The sequence below is a fragment of the Enterobacter sp. AN-K1 genome, assembly GCF_020971765.1.
Lineage (GTDB): Bacteria > Pseudomonadota > Gammaproteobacteria > Enterobacterales > Enterobacteriaceae > Enterobacter > Enterobacter hormaechei_C.
In genome coordinates this window covers 3,304,757-3,329,391 of the sequence record NZ_CP087390.1, presented here as the reverse complement: position 1 = coordinate 3,329,391, position 24,635 = coordinate 3,304,757, and the positions used below count along the sequence as shown (strand labels likewise).

At 53.3% G+C, this 24,635-nt stretch carries 20 protein-coding genes; 10 read left to right on the top strand and 10 right to left on the bottom strand.

All coding sequences use genetic code 11. The annotated features are described in order from the left end of the window. Nucleotides 1-34: 34 nt before the first annotated feature. The 7 genes from ppiD to bolA form a co-directional block, all read right to left on the bottom strand. Nucleotides 35-1,906: a peptidylprolyl isomerase gene (gene ppiD / locus LOC22_RS15820; RefSeq protein WP_230239036.1), complete on the bottom strand. Its 1,872-nt coding sequence runs from the start codon at nt 1,904-1,906 to the stop codon at nt 35-37. A 222-nt stretch (nt 1,907-2,128) separates the two neighbouring features. Beyond that, nucleotides 2,129-2,401 (bottom strand): nucleoid-associated protein HU-beta, encoded by a 273-nt coding sequence (hupB, locus tag LOC22_RS15815; RefSeq protein WP_002444653.1) that lies wholly within the window; start codon nt 2,399-2,401, stop codon nt 2,129-2,131. Nucleotides 2,402-2,611: 210 nt separating this feature from the next. Continuing rightward, nucleotides 2,612-4,966 (bottom strand): endopeptidase La, encoded by a 2,355-nt coding sequence (lon, locus tag LOC22_RS15810; RefSeq protein ID WP_014882775.1) that lies wholly within the window; start codon nt 4,964-4,966, stop codon nt 2,612-2,614. A 184-nt stretch (nt 4,967-5,150) separates the two neighbouring features. Then, nucleotides 5,151-6,425, bottom strand: a complete 1,275-nt coding sequence (gene clpX / locus LOC22_RS15805; protein WP_015571275.1) for an ATP-dependent protease ATP-binding subunit ClpX — start codon at nt 6,423-6,425, stop codon at nt 5,151-5,153. Between the two features lie 127 nt (nt 6,426-6,552). Continuing rightward, nucleotides 6,553-7,176 (bottom strand): ATP-dependent Clp endopeptidase proteolytic subunit ClpP, encoded by a 624-nt coding sequence (gene clpP, locus LOC22_RS15800; RefSeq protein ID WP_006809880.1) that lies wholly within the window; start codon nt 7,174-7,176, stop codon nt 6,553-6,555. A gap of 260 nt (nt 7,177-7,436) precedes the next feature. Further along, on the bottom strand, nt 7,437-8,735 hold the full coding sequence (gene tig / locus LOC22_RS15795) for a trigger factor (protein ID WP_015571277.1): 1,299 nt from the start codon (nt 8,733-8,735) through the stop codon (nt 7,437-7,439). 331 nt (nt 8,736-9,066) lie between these two features. Then, nucleotides 9,067-9,384 carry a transcriptional regulator BolA gene (gene bolA / locus LOC22_RS15790; protein ID WP_003859051.1) on the bottom strand — a complete coding sequence of 106 codons (318 nt, stop codon included), beginning with the start codon at nt 9,382-9,384 and terminating at the stop codon, nt 9,067-9,069. A gap of 303 nt (nt 9,385-9,687) precedes the next feature. On the opposite strand from bolA, the gene LOC22_RS15785 reads away from it, so the two are divergent. From LOC22_RS15785 to cyoE, 7 genes are all read left to right on the top strand, one after another. Further along, nucleotides 9,688-10,266, top strand: a complete 579-nt coding sequence (locus tag LOC22_RS15785) for a lipoprotein (protein WP_003859052.1) — start codon at nt 9,688-9,690, stop codon at nt 10,264-10,266. Nucleotides 10,267-10,311: 45 nt separating this feature from the next. After that, nucleotides 10,312-11,787 (top strand): muropeptide MFS transporter AmpG, encoded by a 1,476-nt coding sequence (gene ampG, locus LOC22_RS15780; protein WP_017383190.1) that lies wholly within the window; start codon nt 10,312-10,314, stop codon nt 11,785-11,787. 479 nt (nt 11,788-12,266) lie between these two features. Further along, nucleotides 12,267-13,214, top strand: coding sequence for a cytochrome o ubiquinol oxidase subunit II (cyoA, locus tag LOC22_RS15775; protein ID WP_006809886.1), 948 nt, complete (start codon nt 12,267-12,269; stop codon nt 13,212-13,214). Between the two features lie 16 nt (nt 13,215-13,230). After that, a complete protein-coding gene (gene cyoB, locus LOC22_RS15770) occupies nt 13,231-15,222 on the top strand; it encodes a cytochrome o ubiquinol oxidase subunit I (protein ID WP_017383189.1) in 1,992 nt (663 codons plus the stop codon). Continuing rightward, a complete protein-coding gene (locus LOC22_RS15765; protein WP_003859057.1) occupies nt 15,212-15,826 on the top strand; it encodes a cytochrome o ubiquinol oxidase subunit III in 615 nt (204 codons plus the stop codon). Before cyoB ends, LOC22_RS15765 begins: the two co-directional genes overlap by 11 nt. Next, nucleotides 15,826-16,152: a cytochrome o ubiquinol oxidase subunit IV gene (locus LOC22_RS15760; RefSeq protein ID WP_006809888.1), complete on the top strand. Its 327-nt coding sequence runs from the start codon at nt 15,826-15,828 to the stop codon at nt 16,150-16,152. Before LOC22_RS15765 ends, LOC22_RS15760 begins: the two co-directional genes overlap by 1 nt. An 11-nt stretch (nt 16,153-16,163) precedes the next feature. Further along, complete coding sequence (gene cyoE, locus LOC22_RS15755) at nt 16,164-17,051, top strand: heme o synthase (RefSeq protein ID WP_017383188.1); 888 nt, start codon at nt 16,164-16,166, stop codon at nt 17,049-17,051. Nucleotides 17,052-17,091: 40 nt separating this feature from the next. Here the strand turns inward: cyoE and fucU are convergent, their stop codons facing one another. The 3 genes from fucU to fucI are packed head-to-tail and all read right to left on the bottom strand — an operon-like array spanning nt 17,092 to nt 20,744. Then, the gene (fucU, locus tag LOC22_RS15750) at nt 17,092-17,520 is read right to left on the bottom strand and encodes an L-fucose mutarotase (RefSeq protein ID WP_017694412.1); all 429 of its coding nucleotides are present in this window, start codon (nt 17,518-17,520) and stop codon (nt 17,092-17,094) included. Next, the gene (fucK, locus tag LOC22_RS15745; protein ID WP_230239035.1) at nt 17,513-18,916 is read right to left on the bottom strand and encodes an L-fuculokinase; all 1,404 of its coding nucleotides are present in this window, start codon (nt 18,914-18,916) and stop codon (nt 17,513-17,515) included. The genes fucU and fucK overlap by 8 nt, the downstream gene beginning before the upstream one ends. 49 nt (nt 18,917-18,965) lie before the next feature. Further along, complete coding sequence (gene fucI, locus LOC22_RS15740) at nt 18,966-20,744, bottom strand: L-fucose isomerase (protein WP_230239034.1); 1,779 nt, start codon at nt 20,742-20,744, stop codon at nt 18,966-18,968. Nucleotides 20,745-21,151: 407 nt separating this feature from the next. On the opposite strand from fucI, the gene LOC22_RS15735 reads away from it, so the two are divergent. Genes LOC22_RS15735 through LOC22_RS15725 form a run of 3 tightly spaced genes read left to right on the top strand, consistent with a single transcriptional unit; the run spans nt 21,152 to nt 24,634 of the window. Beyond that, nucleotides 21,152-22,651: a sugar ABC transporter ATP-binding protein gene (locus LOC22_RS15735; RefSeq protein ID WP_230239033.1), complete on the top strand. Its 1,500-nt coding sequence runs from the start codon at nt 21,152-21,154 to the stop codon at nt 22,649-22,651. 2 nt (nt 22,652-22,653) lie between these two features. Then, on the top strand, nt 22,654-23,637 hold the full coding sequence (locus LOC22_RS15730) for an ABC transporter permease (RefSeq protein WP_230239032.1): 984 nt from the start codon (nt 22,654-22,656) through the stop codon (nt 23,635-23,637). A gap of 46 nt (nt 23,638-23,683) precedes the next feature. After that, complete coding sequence (locus LOC22_RS15725) at nt 23,684-24,634, top strand: ABC transporter substrate-binding protein (protein WP_000858088.1); 951 nt, start codon at nt 23,684-23,686, stop codon at nt 24,632-24,634. Nucleotide 24,635: the final 1 nt, after the last annotated feature.

The following is a 24,635-nucleotide window of genomic DNA, read 5'->3' as shown; positions in this document are numbered from 1 at the left end:
AGAGCGTTACGAAAATCTGCGAGCAGATACGTAATTATTGCTCCTGAGTGACCACATCACCCAGTTTGATTTTGGCTTCTTTACGCAGGTTGCTCATCATCGCTTCGAAAGCAATCTGGGCATTGTTCTGGGTAATTCCCTGAACCATGGCCTTCTTCTGCGCGTCTGGCAGCGTACCGGCTTTCACTTCATCCAGCGCCAGAAGCACCACGTTACCCTGCATATCGGTCGTGGTGCCAAAGACAGGTTTGTCTTTCGCCGGCAGGCTCAGGCCAAACGCCGCCTGGCTGACAGGATCCTGACCGGTACGGCTCAGCGTTTTTGCTTCGCCAAAGCTCAGGCCAGCCGCTTTCAGCGCATCGTTCTTACCGGCTTTCAGATCGGCCAGAATTTTCTCTGCATCCAGTTTTGCCTGCTGTGCCGCTTTGTTGTGTTTGACCAGCGCCACCACCTGATCTTTCACTTCCGCCAGGGGCTTCACTGCCTCGGCTTTGTGCTCGCTAACGCGCAGTACGAACGCACGGTCACCATCAACGGTAATGATGTCTGAATTGCTGCCCGGCGTACCGTTCTCACCGACCAGACCACCATTGAAAATGGCATCTGAAACTGGTTTGAAGTTCAGTTCTTCCGGCAGGTTTTCGTGGCTGAACCAGCCCGTCTCAACCGCTTTAACGCCAGCAGCCTGCTCAGCACCCGCCAGTGATTCGTTGTCGTTGCTTGCGGCATCGCTCACTTTCTGTTGCAGAGCATAGAAGGCGTCCAGCGCTTTCTCCTGCTTCACTTTCGCAGCGATATCATCACGAACGTCAGCCAGCGGCTTGGTTTTCGCCGCCACAACATCGTCCAGACGCGCCACCAGGAAACCAACGGAGGATTTGATTACACCAGACAGTTGGCCTTTCTCTTTCAGGCCTGCATTTTTCAGCTCGTCCGGGGTAGTGGACTCTTCCAGCCAGCCCATATCACCGCCGTTTTTGGCAGAAATAATGTCGGTGGATTTTGCTTTCGCTAAGGTGGCGAAATCAGCGCCTTTGTTCAGCTCGTCCAGCACGGCTTTCGCTTCTGCTTCCGTTTTGGTCTGGATCACGCTGTAACGGTTACGCTGCGGCTGAGTGAACTGATCCTGATGCTGGTCGTAATAAGACTGGATCTCGGCGTCAGTCGCGTTTTCCTGCATCGCAGCTGCATCCAGCTTGATATAGCTTACGCGGAACTGTTCCGGAGAGATGAAGTTGTTCTTGTTTTGCTCGTAGTAAGCATTAACTTCAGTGTCGCTAACCTGCTGTTTCGCTGCCAGTGCGTTGACATCAATCGTCGCTTCACGCACCACGCGTTGCTGCGCCACCAGTGCCGCCAGCTCTTCAGTTTCGCCTTTCAGCATGAAATCGGTGCCCACCACCGCGTTGATCAGCTGTTGCGTGGTCAACTGGTTACGCAGCGCCTGAGCGTACTGGTCAGCCGTCATACCCATCTGGTTAACAATGCTGTTGTAACGCGCGTTGTCGAACTTCCCATTAGACTGGAAAGCCTGCGTCGAGAAGATGGCTTTTTTAACCTGCTCATCGCTGATGCCCAGACCCAGGCTTTTCGCGTACTGATCCAGCAGCGCTTCGTCGATAAGGCGGTTCAGCGTCTGCTGACGCAAGTTTTTCATATAGCCTTCGTTGGCTGCAAGTTCAGAGTATTGGTCGCCCAGTTGCTGCTGCATGCGGTTACGTTCACCAGCAAAAGCGTTCTCGAACTGCCCACGGCTAATTTCCTGGCCATTCACTTTTGCGGCGTAGTTCGCGCCACCGCCGATGAGGTAACTACTCACACCGGTCAATATGAACGACACGATAATGATACCGAAAATAATCTTGAGCACGAGACTGTTAGCAGCCGTGCGTAAGCTGTCCATCATGGTGTAACAACACTCCGCTGTAGGTGACTGGTTACCTGACGCTGACGGAAAATCCTGACCGTCGCGCGTAAAGGCGTATTGTGACAAGAAAACAGGGCAATTGTCAGCCCACAACTCGCATAAACTCGCATAAACTCGCACAAATCAGGTCTGGACAAACAAAAAAGGCACATCAAACGATGCGCCCTTGTACTTTTCAGCTTCCCTGGAGCGGGAAAGCAATCAGTTTACTGCGTCTTTCAGCGCTTTACCTGCACGGAAACCCGGCACTTTAGCGGCAGCAATGGTGATCTCTTTACCGGTCTGAGGGTTGCGGCCAGTACGGGCTGCACGCTCTTTAACCGCAAAAGTACCGAAGCCTACCAGTGCAACGTCGTCCCCAGCTTGCAGAGATTCAGTAACAGAAGCAATTAAAGCATCTAAAGCACGTCCCGCTGCAGCTTTAGAAATATCAGCACCCGCAGCAATTTTGTCAATCAGTTGAGATTTATTCACTGTTCTCTTCCTCTCTTTATAATTTATATCGCACCTGAATCCTTCACAGCGCGACCGCGCAGCAGTTATATCAGTCCTGCTATGACCTTACAACACCCGTTGTTGATGGCTAACCCAATCAGCAATCTAAATTAGCTATACAAAAAAAGGCTGGCAAGTACGAAATGACTTACCAGCCTTGTTTTTATTGGCGCTCTTTGCGCGAGGTCACTATTTTGCGGTCACAACCTGCATTCCGGACGGTTCATTTTGCAGTGCGAGAGTCAGAACTTCCTCAATGCGTTTCACCGGATGGATCTGCAAATCGGCAATAACGTTGTCCGGAATCTCTTCCAGATCGCGTTTATTTTCGTAAGGGATCAATACGGTTTTGATCCCACCGCGGTGTGCCGCCAGCAGTTTTTCTTTTAACCCGCCGATAGGCAGTACCTGACCACGCAGCGTAATTTCACCGGTCATGGCCACATCAGCACGAACCGGGTTCCCTGTCAGGCAGGAAACCAGCGCCGTACACATGGCAATACCCGCGCTTGGGCCATCTTTCGGCGTCGCCCCTTCCGGAACGTGAACGTGAATGTCGCGTTTTTCGTAGAAATCCGGGTTGATACCCAGTTTTTCCGCACGCGCGCGCACCACGGTCAGCGCCGCCTGGATGGACTCCTGCATCACTTCACCCAGTGAACCGGTGTAGGTCAGCTTGCCTTTGCCCGGGACACAGGCGGTTTCGATGGTCAGCAGATCGCCGCCCACTTCCGTCCATGCCAGACCGGTCACCTGACCAACGCGGTTTTCGTTGTCCGCACGACCGTAGTCGAAGCGCTGAACGCCAAGGTAAGCATGCAGATTGTCGCCGTTAATCACAATGTGCTTCAGGCTCTTATCCAGCAGCAGCTGTTTCACCGCCTTACGGCACAGCTTAGAGATCTCACGCTCAAGGCTACGAACGCCCGCTTCACGGGTGTAATAGCGAATGATGCCAATAATCGCGCTGTCCTCGACGGTCAGCTCGTTGGCTTTCAGCGCGTTACGCTCAATCTGTTTCGGCAGCAGGTGCTGCTTAGCAATGTTCAGCTTCTCATCTTCGGTATAACCGGAGAGACGGATCACTTCCATACGGTCCAGCAGCGGGGCCGGAATGTTCATGGAGTTGGAGGTCGCCACGAACATCACATCGCTCAGGTCGTAGTCCACTTCCAGGTAGTGATCGCTGAACGCCACGTTCTGTTCTGGATCAAGCACTTCCAGCAGCGCCGACGCCGGATCACCACGCATGTCCGAAGACATTTTGTCGATCTCATCGAGCAGGAACAGCGGGTTTTTAACCCCCACTTTCGCCATCTTCTGGATCAGCTTGCCCGGCATGGAACCGATATAGGTGCGACGATGGCCGCGGATTTCCGCTTCATCGCGTACGCCGCCCAGCGCCATACGGATATACTTACGTCCGGTCGCTTTGGCGATGGACTGGCCCAGAGAGGTTTTACCCACGCCTGGAGGCCCTACCAGGCACAGGATTGGGCCTTTGATTTTGTTCACACGGCTCTGTACCGCGAGGTACTCAAGAATGCGGTCTTTCACGCGTTCCAGGCCGTAGTGGTCGGTATCGAGGATTTCCTGCGCCTGACGCAGGTCTTTTTTGACCTTGCTGCGGGCATTCCACGGAACCTGCACCATCCACTCAATATAGCCGCGCACGACGGTCGCCTCTGCCGACATCGGAGACATCATTTTCAGCTTCTGCAACTCAGCTTCGGCTTTCTCTTTCGCCTCTTTCGGCATCTTCGCCGCGTCGATCTTACGCTTCAGCGCTTCGTTTTCATCCGGCGCATCGTCCATCTCGCCGAGCTCTTTCTGAATGGCTTTCATTTGCTCGTTCAGATAGTACTCACGCTGCGATTTTTCCATCTGCTTTTTGACGCGGTTGCGAATGCGCTTCTCAACCTGGAGCAGATCGATCTCAGACTCCATCATCGCCATCAGGTATTCCAGACGTTCGTTAACGTCGGACATTTCCAGCACGGACTGTTTGTCAGCAAGCTTCAGCGGCATGTGCGCAGCGATGGTATCCGCCAGACGTGCAGGATCGTCGATGCTGTTCAGCGACGTCAGCACTTCAGGTGGGATTTTCTTATTCAGCTTGATGTAGCCTTCGAACTGGCTGATCGCGGTGCGTACCAGCACTTCCTGTTCGCGCTCATCAAGTTCCGGTGAATCAAGGTACTCTGCCTTCGCAGAGAAGTGCTCGCCATCGTCTGACAGAGTGGTAATACGCGCACGCTGTAAGCCTTCCACCAGCACCTTCACGGTGCCGTCTGGCAGCTTCAGCATCTGCAAAATAGAGGCCACGGTCCCGACGGTGAAAAGATCGTTTACACCCGGCTCATCCGTTGATGCTTCCTTCTGCGCGACCAACATGATTTTTTTATCATGATCCATGGCGGCTTCGAGGCAACGGATAGATTTTTCCCGCCCTACAAATAAGGGTATGACCATGTGCGGATAAACCACCACATCGCGCAACGGCAATACGGGGATTTCAATGCGTTCAGAACGCTCAGGATTCATAGAGCTCTCTCTTAGTTTAGTGTCCGCCAGGTAAACTGGTCATGTAACTGTGCTTCACACAACCATTAACATGTAATCCAGTATATGGGGATGTTTCCCATACATTCAACGCCATGAATACGGAAAAAGTAAAGGGGAGATAAAATCCCCCCTTTTTGATTAACTGATTGTATGAAATGGTGAATTATTCGCCAGATGCCTGCTGCGCTTCCGGTTTACCGTAAATCAGTAACGGCTTGGACTGGCCACCAATGACGGACTCGTCGATCACGACTTTTTCAACGTCTTCCATAGAAGGAAGATCGTACATCGTGTCGAGCAATGCTGCTTCTACGATAGAACGCAGGCCACGGGCACCGGTTTTACGCGCCATCGCTTTCTTGGCAATCGCGTCCAGTGCTTCGTCACGGAATTCCAGCTCAACGCCTTCCAGATTAAACAGCGCCTGATACTGCTTGGTCAGCGCGTTTTTCGGCTCTTTCAGGATCTGAATCAGCGCGTCTTCGCTCAGTTCGTTCAGGGTCGCCACAACCGGCAGACGGCCGATAAATTCCGGAATCAAACCGAATTTGATCAGATCTTCCGGTTCAACCTGCGCCAGCAGCTGGCCTTCGTTTGGTTTTTCAGACGTGGCTTTCACCGTTGCGCCAAAACCAATGCCGGAGCCGGTTTCCACACGGTGAGAGATCACTTTATCCAGGCCTGCAAACGCACCACCACAGATAAACAGGATCTTGGAGGTATCAACCTGCAAGAATTCCTGCTGCGGATGTTTACGTCCACCCTGCGGTGGAACAGCCGCAACCGTACCTTCAATCAGCTTCAGCAGCGCCTGCTGCACGCCCTCGCCCGAGACGTCACGAGTGATCGACGGGTTGTCTGATTTACGGGAGATTTTGTCGATCTCATCGATATAGACGATCCCGCGCTGGGCTTTCTGTACGTCGTAATCGCACTTCTGGAGCAGCTTCTGGATAATATTTTCAACGTCTTCACCCACATAACCGGCTTCGGTCAGGGTGGTGGCATCCGCCATGGTGAACGGAACATCCAGCAGGCGCGCCAGCGTTTCCGCCAGCAGGGTTTTACCAGAACCCGTAGGCCCGATCAGCAGAATGTTACTTTTGCCCAGCTCTACGCCATTGCTGGTATCGCCGTTACGCAGACGTTTGTAGTGGTTGTATACCGCCACCGCCAGCACTTTTTTCGCCTGCTCCTGACCAATGACATAGTCGTCCAGGTGGTGGCGAATCTCGTGTGGCGTTGGTAACGCGCTGCGCTCACGGTGCGGCGCGACTTCTTTAATCTCTTCGCGAATGATGTCGTTACATAAATCGACGCATTCGTCGCAGATATACACGGACGGCCCGGCAATCAGTTTACGCACTTCATGCTGGCTTTTGCCGCAAAAAGAGCAGTACAGCAGTTTGCCCGAACCATCTTTGCGTTTATCTGTCATGAGTCCAAACCTCTTTTTAAGTTCTATGTGCCGCACATGACGACGCAAATGCCATTCTCAGACGCAAGCTGCTTACAGGCAACGTTCCGCCCTACCTTAGTATAGCGGCACACTCGCGTCGCGGGCATCAATTACGATGGGTCAAAATGGAGTCGACTAAGCCGTACTCAACTGCCTCTGGTGCAGAGAGGAAGCGATCGCGCTCGGTATCGCGCTCGATCTGCTCGAGAGGTTGACCCGTATGCTGCGCCATAAGTTCATTCATGCGCGCTTTTACTTTCAGAATTTCTCGGGCGTGGATTTCAATATCCGTCGCCTGGCCCTGGTAACCACCCAGCGGCTGGTGAATCATCACGCGGGAGTTAGGCAGGCAGAAACGCTTACCTTTCGCCCCTGCGGTTAACAGGAAAGCACCCATGGACGCCGCCTGCCCCATACAGATGGTGCTGACATCCGGCTTGATGAATTGCATGGTGTCATAAATTGACATGCCCGCCGTAATCACACCGCCTGGCGAGTTGATGTACAGGTAAATGTCTTTTTCCGGGTTTTCCGCTTCCAGGAACAGCATCTGCGCCACGATCAGGTTAGCCATATGGTCTTCCACCTGGCCGGTCAGAAAGATAACGCGTTCCTTGAGCAGACGGGAATAGATATCGAAAGAACGCTCACCGCGTGAGGTCTGTTCAATAACCATTGGCACCAGCGCCATATGGGGTGCAAAGTTATCTCGTTCGCCACTGTATGACATTTCCGTCTCCTGGTTCAAAATTGAAAACACCTGCTGTACTGATTGTAACCTTATGGACGGATTATCAGCCAGTCTCAATCATCGTGATTACATACTAATGGGGGTCGCCATGCCCTATTTCAAGCATAACAACGTTTTGTTGTAACGCTAACACTGAAAGGGCGTTTTAGCACCCTTCCAGGACTAAAACTGTGATAAAAAAAACCCGTCGCCGGAGGGCAACGGGTTTTTTGTTCAAACTTTAAACCGTTGGGGCGAAATTACGCCTGCTGGTTCATCAGTTCGGTGAAAGAGGTCTCTTTTTCGGTCACTTTCGCTTTCGCCAGTACCGCTTCAACAGCCTGCTCTTCCAGTGCGACGTTGCGCATGTTGTCCATCAGCTCTTTGTTCTTACCGTAGAACTCGATCACTTCTGATGGATCTTCGTATGCAGAAGCCATCTCTTCGATCAGGCCTTTCACACGCTCTTCGTCAGCTTTCAGCTCGTGGGTACGAATCACTTCGCCCAGCAGCAGGCCGACAACAACGCGACGTTTCGCTTGCTCTTCGAACAGCTCGCGTGGCAGTTCCATCGCTTGCTGCTGGTTGCCACCGAAGCGCTGTGCAGCCTGACGGCGCAGAACGTCGATTTCGCTGTCGATCAGGGCAGCAGGAACGTCGATGTCGTTCGCTTTCACCAGACCTTCAATCGCCTGAGACTTCACGCGGTTACGTACAGCGCCGTTCAGCTCGCGCTCCATGTTTTTACGCACTTCGGTACGCAGGCCCGCAACAGAACCATCTTCCACGCCGAAACGCTTGATGAATTCTTCGGTCAGTTCTGGCAGTTCGCGCTCTTCCACTTTCTTCAGGTTGATAACGAACTTCGCTGCTTTACCTTTCAGGTTTTCAGCGTGGTATTCTTCAGGGAAGGTCACGTCAATGGTGAACTCTTCGCCCGCTTTGTGACCTTTGATACCGTCTTCGAAGCCTGGGATCATACGACCCTGGCCCATCGCCAGTACGAAGTCAGACGCTTTACCGCCTTCGAACTCTTCGCCGTCTACAGAACCGGTGAAGTCGATGGTTACGCGGTCTTCCGCGTCAACAGCGCCTTCTTTCTCTTTCCAGTTCGCCTGCTGCTTGCGCAGGGTATCCAGCATGCCGTCAACGTCTTCGTCAGTCACGGAAACGATCGGTTTTTCAACTTCGATAGATTCCAGACCTTTCAGCTCAACTTCCGGGTACACTTCGAACTCTACGGAGTAGGTGAAGTCTTCGCCCTGCTTGTATTCACCTGGAACGTAGTTCGGCGCGCCGGCTGGATTGATTTTTTCTTTGATGATCGCGTCGATAAAGTTGCGGCTCATCAGTTCACCCAGCACATCTTGACGCACGGAAGCGCCATAACGCTGAGCAACAACATTCATTGGTACTTTGCCCTTGCGGAAGCCGTCAATACGTACTTTTTTTGCTACGTTGACCAGCTCGCTTTTCACAGCAGTTTCGATGCTGTCAGCAGCGATAGTAATCGTTACACGGCGGCCAAGGCCTTGAGTGGTTTCAACTGAAACTTGCATCTTGTTACCTCAAAAAAATCACAGTGCTCGGTCAACTCTGAATCTGTCTGTTATACCGGGATGCTCTCTTATGTGCAGATTCACATTCCCTGTCGCCAGAATCATCCCGAAGACATTCAATAAGACGCGGCATTATAGCGGCATCACTTAGGTGAGTCGAGAACGGTTGGAGCATGTTGCTGCGGCTTTTTTCACACTTTAAGGCTATTTTTAGCCTTAAAAACGCGCCATCCGCTCAAAACTCAGACAAAACAAAACGGCCCGAAGGCCGTTTTGACGAAATCTGTAAGCAACATACTGGAAAAACTCCGGCGGTTGCAAATCCGATTTATCAGGCGATGGTGCCTGCACCCCGACAAGGCGGTGATGCGAATACCGTATCCTGTAGCCCTTCCCATTCCTTAATGGTGTAGGTATGCAGCGCCAGCGCATGTACGGTTGTGGAGAGTTCTTCCGTCAAGGTGCTGTAGATCAAGCGGTGTCGGTTCAGGAAACGTTCTCCCGTGAAGCGATCGCTGACCAGAACCACTTTAAAGTGGCTTTCAGAACCTGCCGGCACGTTATGACGATAGCTTTCGTCGACAACTTCGAGAAACACAGGGTTGAACGCTGCCCTTAATTTTTCTTCTATCTGTTCACGTATCATCATGAAATCACTCCTCCGACAACGCTAAGGTGTCACCCATCCCTTTAAATATTAGCCGCTTTTACCGGTTCCATTACACCTTGACAACAAATATTTAGCTTTCGTCTGATTTTCTCATCCAAACGAATGAAGTTCACTATGAGGTTCATACGTTTTGTCACTTACAGGCAGAGAAAAGCGGAAAGGTGGTCAGTTTTCGGACAAGGCGATGAATTTACATGCGTTGACCACTTCCCCTGGCCGTTAGCGATGTTATGATGGCGGCAATTTTTCTCTCTTTGCTTACGATTCGTTGAGAACCCGAAAATGTTAAAAAAACTCTTCTTTCCGTTGGTAGCACTCTTTATGCTCGCCGGCTGCGCGACTCCGCCGACGACCATTGACGTTTCACCAAAAATTACCCTGCCTCAGCAGGATCCAAGTCTGATGGGCGTCACAGTCAGCATTAATGGCGCCGATCAGCGTCAGGACCAGGCGCTGGCGAAAGTGACTCGCGACAACCAGCAGGTCACGCTGACCGCCTCCCGCGACCTGCGCTTCCTGTTGCAGGAAGTGCTGGAAAAACAGATGACCTCCCGTGGATACATGATTGGCCCAAGCGGCGCGGTTGATCTGCAAATCATCGTGAACAACCTGTACGCTGACGTCTCCCAGGGTAACGTTCGCTACAACATTGCGACCAAAGCCGATATCGCCATCATTGCTACCGCGAAGAACGGCAATAAAATGAACAAAAACTACCGTGCAAGCTATTCCGTTGAAGGCGCATTCCAGGCCTCCAACAAAAATATCGCTGACGCGGTTAACAGTGTGCTGACTGACACCATTGCCGACATGGCACAGGACACCAGTATTCACGACTTCATCAAGCAGAACGCCCGTTAATCCTGCTGACTGACCCGGTGCTTCACCGGGTCAGTTCATAAGAACATGTCCAGTCACTACTTACGTATTTTCCAGCAACCGAAATCAGCTATTCTGCTGATCCTTGGTTTCGCCTCCGGTTTACCCCTTGCGCTCACCTCCGGCACGTTACAGGCGTGGATGACGGTTGAGAACATCGATCTTAAAACCATTGGTTTCTTCTCGCTCGTCGGCCAGGCTTACGTCTTTAAGTTCCTGTGGTCGCCGGTGATGGATCGCTATACCCCACCGTTCCTCGGGCGCCGTCGCGGCTGGTTAGTGATGACGCAGGTACTGCTGTTGCTGGCCATTGCCGCAATGGGTTTCCTTGAGCCGTCAACACAGCTGCGCTGGATGGCCGCGCTTGCGGTGGTGATCGCCTTCTGCTCCGCTTCGCAGGACATTGTTTTTGACGCCTGGAAGACGGACGTCCTGCCAGCGGAAGAGCGTGGCGCCGGTGCGGCAATCAGCGTGCTTGGCTACCGCCTGGGTATGCTGGTTTCCGGCGGGCTGGCCCTCTGGCTTGCCGACCGCTATCTCGGCTGGCAGGGAATGTACTGGCTGATGGCCGCTCTGCTGATCCCCTGCATTATTGCCACGCTATTCGCGCCTGAACCGAGCGATGTGATTCCGGTCCCCCGCTCGCTGGAGCAGGCCGTCGCCGCACCGCTCCGCGACTTCTTTGGTCGCAATAATGCCTGGCTGATCCTGCTGCTGATTGTCCTTTATAAGCTTGGCGACGCTTTCGCCATGAGTCTGACCACCACCTTCCTGATCCGCGGCGTCGGGTTTGATGCGGGCGAAGTCGGCGTGGTGAACAAAACCCTGGGACTGTTTGCCACCATCGTCGGCGCGCTGTACGGCGGTGTATTGATGCAGCGCCTGACGCTGTTCCGCGCTCTGCTGATCTTCGGCATCCTTCAGGGCGCATCGAATGCCGGTTACTGGCTGCTGTCGATCACCGACAAGCATATGATCAGCATGGCGACGGCGGTATTCTTTGAAAACCTGTGTGGCGGTATGGGCACTGCGGCATTTGTCGCCCTGCTGATGACGCTGTGCAATAAGTCATTTTCCGCCACCCAATTTGCGCTACTGTCTGCCCTTTCTGCCGTCGGGCGCGTATACGTTGGCCCCGTCGCGGGCTGGTTTGTTGAAGCTCACGGCTGGCCGACGTTTTATCTCTTCTCGGTGGTGGCGGCGGTGCCGGGGATTTTATTGCTGCTGGTCTGTCGCCAGACGCTGGAATATACCCAGCGGACGGAACACTTCATGCCGCGCACGGAATATCAGGCTGCCTATCGGTTTGCCCTGCGTCTGCTGATGGCTGGTTGTCTTGCGCTGGTAGTGTGGCTCGCGGTACTCATCTTGAATGCGACGACCACCTTGTCGCTTCCGTTTGAAACCCAGCTGCTTGATGCAGGGGTGTTACTCGCCATCGTGGGTATCCTGACCGGTGGGATGCTGGATTTCATGTCATTGCGGAAAACGCAGATGACATGAAGTAAAAAGCGAAAGGTTATTTCCCGTTGTAATAACGACACGAAATTATAACGGCGAAATAACCGCCATCGGCAAAAAAAAATATTTGTTGTTTTGTGCGGGATAGCATTCGGAAATTATTGGAGCTTATTTCGCTACGCTATTTTCCGTTAAACGATTCAGCATTCGAAAGATTGAATTTTCGTTTTTTAGTTGTCTTTTTATTGATAATTAATTGTTAATTATTTGTGTATTTTTCACAATGGTTATACCAATTGTCCCTTTTGCGGTATGCTGGGGCACCCTTTCGTTATAACGCCCGCTCCGTGCGGCTTCCCCCGGAAAACGCGACATAATTTGCAACACTTGTGACATGTGCGGCAGAACCCGGTAACACCTTCCTGACACAGGGCTAATGATGTTTACAGTAATGTAACCTTCCCGTAAAATGCCCCCACACTTTAAACGCCACCAGACTCCCGTGGAATTGAGGTCGTTAAATGAGACTCAGGAAATACAATAAAAGTTTGGGATGGTTGTCATTATTCGCAGGCACTGTATTACTCAGTGGCTGCGATTCTGCACTACTAGACCCCAAAGGACAGATTGGACTGGAACAACGTTCATTGATACTGACGGCTTTTGGCCTGATGTTGATTGTGGTTATTCCTGCCATCTTGATGGCTGTTGGTTTCGCCTGGAAGTATCGTGCGAGCAATAAAGATGCGAAGTATAGCCCTAACTGGTCACACTCCAATAAAGTGGAAGCTGTGGTCTGGACGGTACCTATTCTGATCATCCTGTTCCTTGCTGTACTGACCTGGAAAACCACTCACGCACTTGAGCCGAGCAAACCGCTGGTTCACGATGAAAAACCTATTACCATTGAAGTGGTCTCCATGGACTGGAAATGGTTCTTCATCTATCCAGAACAGGGCATTGCTACCGTGAATGAAATCGCCTTCCCGGCGAACACTCCGGTTCAGTTCAAAGTGACCTCCAACTCCGTAATGAACTCCTTCTTCATCCCACGTCTGGGCAGCCAGATTTACGCGATGGCCGGTATGCAGACTAACCTGCACCTGATCGCGAATGAAGCAGGCACCTACGACGGTATCTCCGCCAGCTATAGTGGCCCGGGCTTCTCGGGTATGAAGTTCAAAGCTATCGCTACGCCAGACCGCGCGACTTTCGACCAGTGGGTTGCAAAAGCGAAGCAGTCTCCAAACACCATGTCTGACATGGCGGCGTTCGAAAAAGTGGCTGCACCTAGCGAATACAACAAGGTGGAGTACTTCTCTAACGTGAAACCGAATCTGTTCAAAGACGTTATTGGCAAATTTATGGATCACGGCATGAGCATGGACATGACCCAGCCTGAAGGCGAGCACAACACGCACCAGGGTATGGAAGGCATGGACATGAGCCACGCGGAAACCGCTCACTAAGGGGCCGAGGAAGAAAATGTTCGGAAAATTGACACTGGATGCAGTGCCCTACCATGAACCGATTATTATGGTTACGGTGGCTGCAATTATCATTGGTGGCGCGGCCTTAGTTGGCCTGATCACTTACTTCGGTAAGTGGAGCTACCTGTGGAATGAGTGGCTGACTTCGGTTGACCACAAAAAACTCGGTATCATGTACTGCATCGTCGGTATCGTCATGTTAATTCGTGGCTTTGCGGATGCAATCATGATGCGTAGCCAGCAGGCGCTTGCGTCTGCGGGCGAAGCCGGCTTCCTGCCACCGCACCACTACGATCAGATCTTTACCGCCCACGGCGTTATCATGATCTTCTTCGTGGCGATGCCGCTGGTAATCGGTCTGATGAACGTGGTCGTTCCGCTGCAAATCGGCGCGCGCGACGTTGCGTTCCCGTTCCTGAACAACCTGAGCTTCTGGTTCACGGTTGTCGGCGTTATCCTGGTTAACCTGTCACTGGGTGTGGGCGAATTTGCTCAGACTGGCTGGCTGGCCTACCCGCCGCTGTCGGGAATTGAGTACAGTCCGGGCGTGGGCGTTGACTACTGGATTTGGGCGCTTCAGCTCTCCGGTGTCGGTACCACCCTGACCGGTATTAACTTCTTCGTGACCATCCTGAAGATGCGTGCACCAGGTATGACGATGTTCAAGATGCCAGTATTTACCTGGGCATCTCTGTGCGCCAACGTCCTGATTATCGCGTCGTTCCCAATTCTGACCGTCACCATCGCGCTGCTGACCCTGGATCGCTATCTGGGTACCCATTTCTTCACGAATGATATGGGTGGCAACATGATGATGTACATCAACCTGATTTGGGCCTGGGGTCACCCGGAAGTGTACATCCTGGTTCTGCCGGTGTTCGGTGTATTCTCCGAAATCGCGGCAACCTTCTCGCGTAAACGCCTGTTTGGTTACACCTCTCTGGTGTGGGCAACCGTATGTATTACCGTCCTGTCGTTCATCGTCTGGCTGCACCACTTCTTCACCATGGGTGCGGGTGCCAACGTAAACGCCTTCTTCGGTATTACCACCATGATTATCGCGATCCCGACCGGGGTTAAGATCTTCAACTGGCTGTTCACCATGTACCAGGGTCGTATCGTGTTCCACTCAGCTATGCTGTGGACCATCGGCTTCATCGTGACCTTCTCCGTAGGTGGGATGACCGGCGTACTGCTGGCCGTACCAGGTGCTGACTTCGTTCTGCACAACAGTCTGTTCCTGATTGCGCACTTCCATAACGTTATCATCGGTGGCGTGGTCTTCGGCTGCTTCGCTGGTGTGACCTACTGGTGGCCAAAAGCGTTCGGTTTCACCCTGAACGAAAAATGGGGTAAACGCGCGTTCTGGTTCTGGATCATCGGCTTCTTCGTGGCGTTTATGCCGCTGTACGTGCTGGGCTTCATGGGGATGACCCGTCGTCTGAGCCAGCAGATCGATCCGCAGTTCCACCCAATGCTGATGGTTGCAGCGGGCGGCGCAGCGCTGATTGCCTGCGGTATTCTGTGCCAGCTGATTCAGTACTACGTGTCTATCCGTGACCGTAACCTGAACCGCGACCTGACCGGTGACCCGTGGGGTGGCCGTACGCTGGAGTGGGCGACCTCTTCTCCGCCTCCGTTCTATAACTTTGCCGTAGTGCCGCACATTCACGAGCGTGATGCATTCTGGGAAATGAAAGAAAAAGGTGAAGCGTACAAGCAACCTGAGCATTACGAAGAGATCCATATGCCGAAAAACAGCGCCGCGGGCATGGTTATTGCCGCTTTCGCAACGGTATTTGGTTTCGCAATGATCTGGCACATCTGGTGGATGGCGATTGTTGGCTTCGCTGGCATCGTAATCAGCTGGATTGTGAAGAGCTTTGACGAGGACGTGGACTACTACGTACCAGTCCGTGAAGTTGAAAAGCTGGAAAACCAGCATTTTGACGAGATTTCTAAAGCGGGGCTGAAAAATGGCAACTGATACTCTGGCGCACTCAACTGCCCACGCGCATGAACATGCGCACCATGATACAGGACCGACGAAAGTCTTCGGTTTCTGGATCTACCTGATGAGCGACTGCATCCTGTTCTGCTGTCTGTTCGCAACCTATGCCGTTCTGGTGAACGGCACAGCGGGCGGCCCGACCGGTAAGGACATCTTTGAACTGCCGTTCGTTCTGGTTGAAACCGCACTGCTGTTATTCAGCTCCATCACCTACGGCATGGCGGCTATCGCCATGTACAAAAACAACAAGAGCCAGGTTGTCTCCTGGCTGGCGTTGACCTGGCTGTTTGGTGCTGGCTTTATCGGGATGGAAATCTATGAATTCCATCACCTGATCATGGAAGGTTTCGGCCCGGATCGTAGCGGCTTCCTGTCAGCGTTCTTCGCGCTGGTAGGCACCCACGGTCTGCACGTGACCTCGGGTCTGATCTGGATGGCGGTGCTGATGTTCCAGATCTCCCGTCGCGGCCTGACCAGTACTAACCGTACCCGTATTATGTGCCTGAGCCTGTTCTGGCACTTCCTGGACGTGGTATGGATCTGTGTGTTCTCTGTTGTCTATCTGATGGGGGCGATGTAATGAGTCATTCTAACGATCATGGCGCTTCCCACGGCAGCGTAAAAACCTACATGACAGGTTTCATCCTGTCGATCATTCTGACGGTGATCCCGTTCTGGATGGTGATGAACGGTTCTGCATCTAAGCCGGTTATCCTGGGCGCAATCCTGGTGACCGCGGTGATTCAGATTCTGGTGCATCTGGTTTGCTTCCTGCACATGAACACCAAGTCCGATGAAGGCTGGAACATGACGGCCTTTATCTTTACCGTGATTATCATCGCTATCCTGGTAGTCGGTTCCATCTGGATTATGTGGAACCTTAACTACAACATGATGGTTCACTAAGAGCGGCGAGTATGTTTAAGCAATACCTGCAAGTCACGAAACCAGGCATCATCTTTGGCAACCTGATCTCCGTAATCGGAGGGTTCCTGCTGGCCTCTAAAGGCAGCATTGATTACACCCTCTTTATTTACACGCTGGTCGGTGTGTCACTGGTGGTTGCGTCCGGTTGTGTATTTAACAACTACATCGACATGGATATCGACAAGAAGATGGAAAGGACCAAAAATCGGGTGCTGGTTAAAGGCCTGATTGCTCCTTCCGTCTCGCTGGTGTACGCCACCTTGCTGGGTATTGCTGGCTTTATGCTGCTGTGGTTTGGTGCTAACCCGCTGGCCTGCTGGCTGGGGGTGATGGGGTTCGTGGTGTATGTGGGCGTCTACAGCCTGTATATGAAACGTCACTCCGTCTACGGCACGCTGATTGGTTCTCTCTCCGGCGCGGCGCCGCCGGTGATTGGCTACTGCGCCGTCACGAACGAGTTCGACAGCGGTGCGCTCATCCTGCTGGCTATCTTTAGCCTGTGGCAGATGCCGCACTCCTACGCCATCGCGATTTTCCGCTTTAAGGATTATCAGGCGGCGAACATTCCGGTTCTGCCGGTCGTGAAAGGCATTTCGGTTGCCAAGAACCACATCACGCTCTACATCATCGCTTTTGCCGTGGCAACGCTGATGCTCTCTCTGGGCGGTTACGCCGGATATAAATATCTGGTGGTAGCAGCTGCGGTGAGCGTATGGTGGCTCGGCATGGCCCTGCGCGGTTACAAAGTGGAAGATGACAAGGTCTGGGCACGCAAGCTGTTTGTGTTCTCGATTGTCGCCATCACCTCCCTGTCCGTGATGATGTCCGTAGACTTCATGGTGCCAGATTCACAACACCTGCTGACTTACGTCTGGTAAGAAGACTGATGTAAAAACGCCGGGTTTAGCCCGGCGTTTTTTATTGGTACGGCGTAACCCCTTTCTTTAACAGTATATTGCCGTATTTCGCGGTCTCGCCCGTCACCACGATGGCGTACGCTTTCTGTGCCCGCGCATAAAACGCATAACGGTCAATACGCGTAACCCCCTCCCCTTCCGCCTCACCAAAGAGTGCGTTGCGATAGCGCGCTTCTACCTGTATATCGAGCGTATCCCCGTCGACAGGGGCCATCATCACCAGCGGTGGCGCATAGCTGTCCAGTTCAAACAGCGGTATCACCGCGGCCAGCAAATCGCTGATGAGCAGGCCATCTGCGCGGATCGTCTTTGGCCCCAGGCTGTGCGCGGGAAAGTGAGCATCTGCAAAAATAATCTCGTCACCATGACCCATTTCTGCCAGCGTTTTCAGCAGCTCGGGTGAAATCAGAGGGGATATCGTTTTAAGCACAAGGTTGCTCCTCAGGATAGAAATAACGGTAACGATAGTGGACCCGATCGCGAGCAGCCTCAGCGCTGGCCGTTTCTCCGACGCCCCACCATCCGTACAAAGACGCCCCCAGCACGGTCGTATCAGCCTCTTCAAGAACCTTCACCGGGATCCCAAGCGCATTGGACTTGAGCTGATTCCACAGCATATTGCGGCTACCTCCCCCCACCAGCAGGAGTTCACGCGCCTTAAATTGCGCGATCGCCTCCAGCGCCAGGCATTTTTCTTGCAGATGCACCGTGAGTCCTTCCAGGGCTGCGCGGTAAAAATGGGCTGGCGTGGTGGTGAGCGTAACGCCCTGCCAGCCGGCGAGTGGAGAATCGAGCAGTTGGGTATTCATCGTGACGCCATCCGCGCCGTTCGGAATTGCCGCCGCCTGAGCCAGAATAGTGTCCCAGTCGGTACCAGGCGACCAGAACAGCGCGCGGATCCACTCCAGTACGCCAGACGCCAGATATTGCATTCCCGGATTATAGAGCCCCGTCCGGCTATCCAGTTCGCAGGTTGCGCCCGGGTATTGCCCCAGCAAAGCGGTATCAACCTGCGTGGTGCGCGCCATTAAAATCTCCCAGGTACCCGAAGAGAGAACTGGCTCATTAATTCCCGCCCCGGCGCCAAAAAGGGCAAACTGCGTGTCGTGCCCGGCGGAGATCACCGGCACACCGCAAGGCAATCCGAGCCTGGATGCAGCGTCGGGCCGCAATTCACCAATCCTTTCTCCGGGGGAAACCAGCGGCGGGAAAAGGGAATGAGGCACGCCGATCTTGCTTAAGATCGTTTCGCTGAAGCGCTGCTGATGCAGATCGAACATCTGACTGGTACCGGCCATCGTGAGATCGGTCGTCATCTTTCCGGTCAGGCGATGGTTGATTAGCGAGGAGATAAAAAGCCAGGCGTGAGCACGCTGTAACAGATCGGGATGGTTGTCCTGAAGCCAGCCTAGCTTATACAACGTGTTAAAACTAAACTGCCCAACGCCGGTGATCTGCTGTAGTTCTGCCGGGGAGCATGAACGGGCAACCGCTTCCATCACCGGCACGGTTCGCGGGCACTTCCAGCTGATGATCGGGTAAAGCAGTTCTCCCCGCTCATCTACCAGTGCGCCATCCACGCCAAAGGTCGTCACACTCATTCCGCACAGGTTATGCTCGCTCAGCGCTGCGCTGATTTTCTGACAACAGACGGCAAACCGTTGCATGATGGCGTCGAGCGACCACTGGTGCCAGGCCGGATTTTCAGCGGCGCTTTCGCTTTCGTTCGCCACCACGGCGCGCGCCACAATATTCCCTTCGGGATCCAGCGCAATGGCGCGCACGTTCGTCGCGCCACAATCGAGAACCAGAAAACATTTTTTCATCGCGGTCCCCACAGGCTGCCAGCCCGCCGGAGCAGGGTGGCAGGCCGGATTAATGTTTGTATAACGGTCCGTAATTTTCACAGGCGCGGTAATCCTGCCCTTCCGGATCCATACCGTGAGCGCCCCAGGCCGTCGGCCGATAAATCAGCGCCTCCGGTACGTTATGCATGCATACAGGGATGCGCAGCATGGACGCCAGGGTGATGAAATCAGCGCCGACGTGCCCGACGGTTAATACCCCGTGGTTAGCGCCCCAGTTCGCCATCACTGAATAGACGTCGCTGAACGGGCCTTTACCGGTCAGGCGTGGGGCAAACCAGGTGGTGGGCCAGGTTGAATCGGTGCGCTTATTCAGAATGTCATGTACGTGTTCCGGCAGCTCAACACTCCAGCCTTCCGCTATCTGTAATACCGGACCCACACCCTTGATGAGGTTTACGCGGGTCATGGTAAATGGCACGCCACCCCGGGTGAGGAAGTTTGATGAGAAACCGCCCCCGCGGAAGTATTCATGCACCGCCGGACACCAGTGGGTTGCGGCCAGGCACGCGTTGGCTTCCTGGTCAGTAATGTCCCAGTGTGGTTTCAGGGTCGGTTTCCCCTCGGCGTCTTTCTGCTCCGCTGTACCGTCCAGCGCCGCCGAGCCGGAGTTGATCAGATGAATAATGCCGTGCTCAGCCCGTCCAGTGAGCTTCTGGCCGGTAACACGCTCAACCGACTCCGGCGACCAGTAGGTGCGTACATCAGCAAAAATCTGCGCGGTGCCGGTCATCAGATGCCCAAACAGCATCGCTACCCCGTTAAGGCTGTCATTTTCCGTCGCCACTACCAACGGCTGGCGAATACCGTTCCAGTCGAAAGAGCTGTTCAGCAGCGCCTCTGCGGTATCGCCATTTGGATACTGATCCGTCCAGTGGCGCTGCCCCTGGAAACCGGACGCAATGGCGTTATAGCCCAGCGATTCCTCCACGCGGCCCATCGCAGCGAGTTTAGGGTTGCCCTGCATCATGTCGCGGATGCACATCGCCATTAGCAGGCTCTCCCGCAGGATCGCGGCATTTTCCTGTTCATTGCGACGATACTGCTCTGCGTTTTTATCCTCGCCGAAACGGAAATGTGCCTTCGCCCAGCTCAGGGCCAGCTCAAGTTCTTGTTCGTCGTAAATCTTATGATCGATGCGGCGACGCAGTTCGGTCATATCCACCGCCTGCACCTTCATCCCCAGCCAGGATTCAAAGAAGTTGTGATCGACAATCGAGCCCGCGATCCCCATTGAGACACCGCCCACCGACAGATAACTTTTCCCCTTCATGCTGGCGACCGCCAGGCCCGCCCGGGCGAAGCGCAACAATTTTTCCTCAACGTCTGCCGGGATGGTCTCGTCGCCCGCATCCTGTACATCGTGGCCGTAAATGGAAAACGCCGGGATCCCTTTCTGGTTATGCGCTGCCAGCGCCGCTGCGAGGTATACCGCCCCCGGACGCTCGGTGCCATTAAAGCCCCAGATCGCTTTCGGGCGCAGCGGATCCATATCAATGGTTTCACTCCCGTAACACCAGCAGGGGGTGATGGTGATCGTCAGACCAACGTGGCACGTGCTGAACTTCTCTTCGCAAGCGGCGGATTCCGCCATTCCGGCAATGCAGCTGTCGGCAATTACGCACTCTACGGGCGTACCGCAGGGGTGGCGTAATTTTTCACTGAGTAGCGCCGCCGTGGCTTTCGCCATGTTCATGGTCTGCTCTTCCAGAGACTCGCGTACGCCCATTCGGCGGCCATCAATAACAGGTCGAATGCCAATCCGGGGTAACGCTTTTATCGTTTTCATAGCCCTTCCTCACGTTGGTTAACCTATCCGTCTCAGGGGCATAGCCGTGAAAAAGCGCCCGGGCAGCACCGTGAACGGAAAGCGGTGAAATTTGCTAACTCGAATTAGCTTAGGGTTCTCACTAAAAATGAGACAAGATAAATGTGCAGAATCTGTGAGCAGTTTCACGATGAGAGGTCAAAATTCGATCAGTGTCAGGTATTACGATTCAGCAAAATCTAAACATATCGTTTGAATTCAATTAAATAACAAAATACCTTTGCACGACGTCACAATTTGAATACAAATGATTTGGCTAAATTATGACCCTAAAATAGCTTTTAAGGACGAAAGCTAAGTCGAGTTAGCTTAATAACTAAATCACTGTGGCTTGTGATTCATTGCCTTTCCAACACAGGAATTTTGCAATGTCAGAGACTCTTATTCAGATGACGCGCATCACCAAACGCTTTCCCGGCGTGCTGGCGCTGAATCAGGTTGATTTCGATTTACGCCGCGGCGAAGTACATGCCCTGTTAGGTGAAAACGGTGCCGGCAAATCGACGCTGATGAAAATATTATCCGGAGTTTACCAACCCGATTCCGGTGAAATTCGCTTTGAAGGGCAATCCGTATCATTCAGCGATCCGCTAAGTGCTCAGCACGCAGGTATTACGATTATCCATCAGGAATTTAATCTCTTTCCCGATTTAACCGTGGAAGAGAATATCTTTATTGGCCGTGAATTCTGCAAAAATAGTCGCTGGCAGTTAGATAAACGCGCCCAGCGACAGGCGGTTGAGAAAATACTGCACACGCTGAATTTAAAAATCGCCCCGGACGCCCGCGTCAGTGAATTAACCGTAGCCCAGCAGCAGATGGTTGAAATTGCCAAAGCGATTTCGGTCAATGCCAAAGTGCTAATCATGGATGAACCCACCGCCGCGCTGACCGAAAGTGAAATCGAGAGTTTATTTGACGTCACGCGGATGCTCAAGGCTCAGGGCACGGGGATAGTCTACATCTCGCACCGTCTGGAAGAATTGGCGCTGATCGCCGATCGCGCGACCGTCATGCGCGACGGACAATACATCGCCACCGTAGATTATGAAACGGTTCAGATCGGCGAGCTTATCGCCATGATGGTTGGCCGCAATCTCGATAACATCTACCCAAAACGCCCACCGCATCAGCGCAGAGAAAAAGTGCTGGAGGTGAATGGCCTGACGCGAAATGGTGTACTGCACGACATCAACTTTACCCTCTGGCGCGGTGAGATCCTCGGCCTCGCTGGCTTAATGGGCGCAGGCCGAACGGAACTGGGCCGGGCCCTGTTTGGCGCCGATGCGATCGACGCCGGTACTCTAACGCTGAACGGCACCCCCACACGGATTAAAGACGTGGCTGACGCCATTGAGAAAGGCATCAGCTATTTAACAGAAGACCGCAAAAAAGAGGGACTCGCCCTCGGCCTTTCCGTTGAGATGAACATTATGCTCGGCAATTACCCGGACTACGCTGGCGTCGTGGGTAATGTCGATGAAAAACGCTGCCGGGAGTCCAGCCAGAAACTGGTGGATGCGCTGCGAATAAAAACGCCGCATCTGGAACAGGCGGCACTGAATTTAAGCGGCGGTAATCAACAGAAGATCATTATTGCCCGCTGGGTCTGTAAAGATACCGATATTTTAATTTTTGATGAGCCAACCCGGGGAATTGATGTTGGCGCCAAGCTGGAAATTTATGAACTAATGAACCGCCTTGTCGCTAAAGGTAAATCGATCATCATGATTTCATCCGAACTGCCGGAAGTATTAGGAATGTGCGACCGCATACTTGTGATGCGCAGCGGCCGCATTGCCGGCGAAATAGAGGCTGAGCACGCCACCCAGGAAAAAATCATGCAATACGCCACGCTGGAGGATTAATCATGTCCGTTACCGTTCCATCGCCGCAAAGCGGAAGTCATACGATGAAAATAAATAAAGCGCTCCTGATGCGTCTGGCGCCTTTTTTTAGCCTGGTATTGCTGGTTCTGTTTTTCAGCTTCAGCTCACCGTTCTTCTTTAATACTGAAAATATCATGACTATCGCCCTGCAAACGGCGGTGATTGGCATCATGGCCATTGGCGTAACCTTTGTGATTATTACCGCCGGGATCGACCTGTCGCTCGGATCGGTGGTGGCGTTCTCAGGGGTTGCGGTGGGCATCGCCGCCGGGTTTGGTATGCCGCTGCCGGTCTGTATTCTGGCTGGCGTGCTCGCCGGCGGGCTTTGCGGCTATGTGAACGCGTTTCTGGTCACCAAAATGACCATACCACCGTTTATTGCCACCCTCGGCTTAATGATGTCGGTACGCGGCATCAATATGGTGATGACCGATGGCCGCGCGATTTATTTTTCTGACTACCCGCAGTTCAAGCTGCTAGCGCAGGGTCGCCTGTTCGACGTCCTGCCTTACCCGGTGTTCTACCTGGTCATCGTGGCACTGATCGCCATGTGGATCCTGAAGAAAACGGTGATGGGCCGCTATATCTACGCTGTCGGCAGCAATGAAACGGCGGCACATCTTTCCGGGATTAAAGTCCAGCGAGTGAAAATTTTCGTTTACGCCTTATGCGGCCTGTTAACCGGCGTGGCCGGGGTGATCCTCGCCTCTCGTCTCAATTCAGGCCAGCCAACCGTAGGCGTGGGTTATGAGCTGGAAGCCATTGCGGCGGTAGTGATTGGCGGTACCAGTCTGATGGGCGGCGTGGGCACGATTGGCGGCACCATCATAGGCGCGTTCATTATGAGCGTGCTGAAAAACGGCCTCAATCTCATGGGCGTGTCCCAGTTCTGGCAGATGGTGGCGATGGGCGTGGTCGTCGTTGCCGCCGTCTATCTGGACACGTTACGTAAAAGAATGCGTTAGGTTCTCGATACAACAAGCCCTGCCAACCCTACAACGGAGCAAAATAATGAAAACCAGCCATATCCTGAGCGCCCTGTCGCTCGTTGCCATCCTGTCCAGCAGCGCGCTGGCAAAAGATTTGAACCTGCCGGTAGTCAGTAAAGGTTACCAGCACGAATTCTGGCAGACGGTCAAAATGGGGACGGAAGCTGCCGCAAAAGAGTTGGGTGACAAAACCAGCTACGTTGGCCCTGCCGATGAAACGCAAATCGCCGAGCAGATCCAGTTAGTCGAAAACACCATGGCACAAAAGCCAAACGGCCTGTTGCTGGCCGCGCTTGATGCAAACGCCCTTGCCCCGCTGGTCGAAACCGCCAACAGCCGGGGGATCAAAGTGGTGACCTTCGACTCGGGCGTGAACTCCGATATCCCGGCCAGCTTTGTCGCCACCAATAACCGTAAGGCGGGCGCACAGGCTGCGGATGCGCTGGCGGAGCAGGTAGGCCAGAAGGGGAAAGTGGGTATTATCGCCCACGTAGCCGGAACGACGTCCGCCATTGAGCGCTCTGAAGGATTCAGCGAGCGAATGAAAGAGAAGTACCCGAATATTCAGGTACTGCCGGTGCAATATAGCGATGGCGACCCGCAAAAGGCGATGGATAAAACCATTGATATGGTTCAGGCCAACCCGGATATCGCCGGTATTTATGCCACCAACGAAGGCTCAACCCTGGGCGTTGCGAACGCTATCGACAGCCAGAATCTGAAGGGCAAAGTGAAAGTCATCGGTTTTGACAGCACCGAAGCCATCATTAACTTCCTCAAAAACGGCGTGATTCAGGGCTTCGTGGTGCAGGACGCATACCAGATTGGTTATCAGGGCATAAAGGCGCTGAACGCGGTAATTTCCGGACAGACGGTGGCTAAAGAAATTGATATTCCAGTGAAATATGTCAATGCGCAGAATATCAACACCCCTGAAATTGATAAACTGTTACATCCGTTTGGTAAAAAATAAG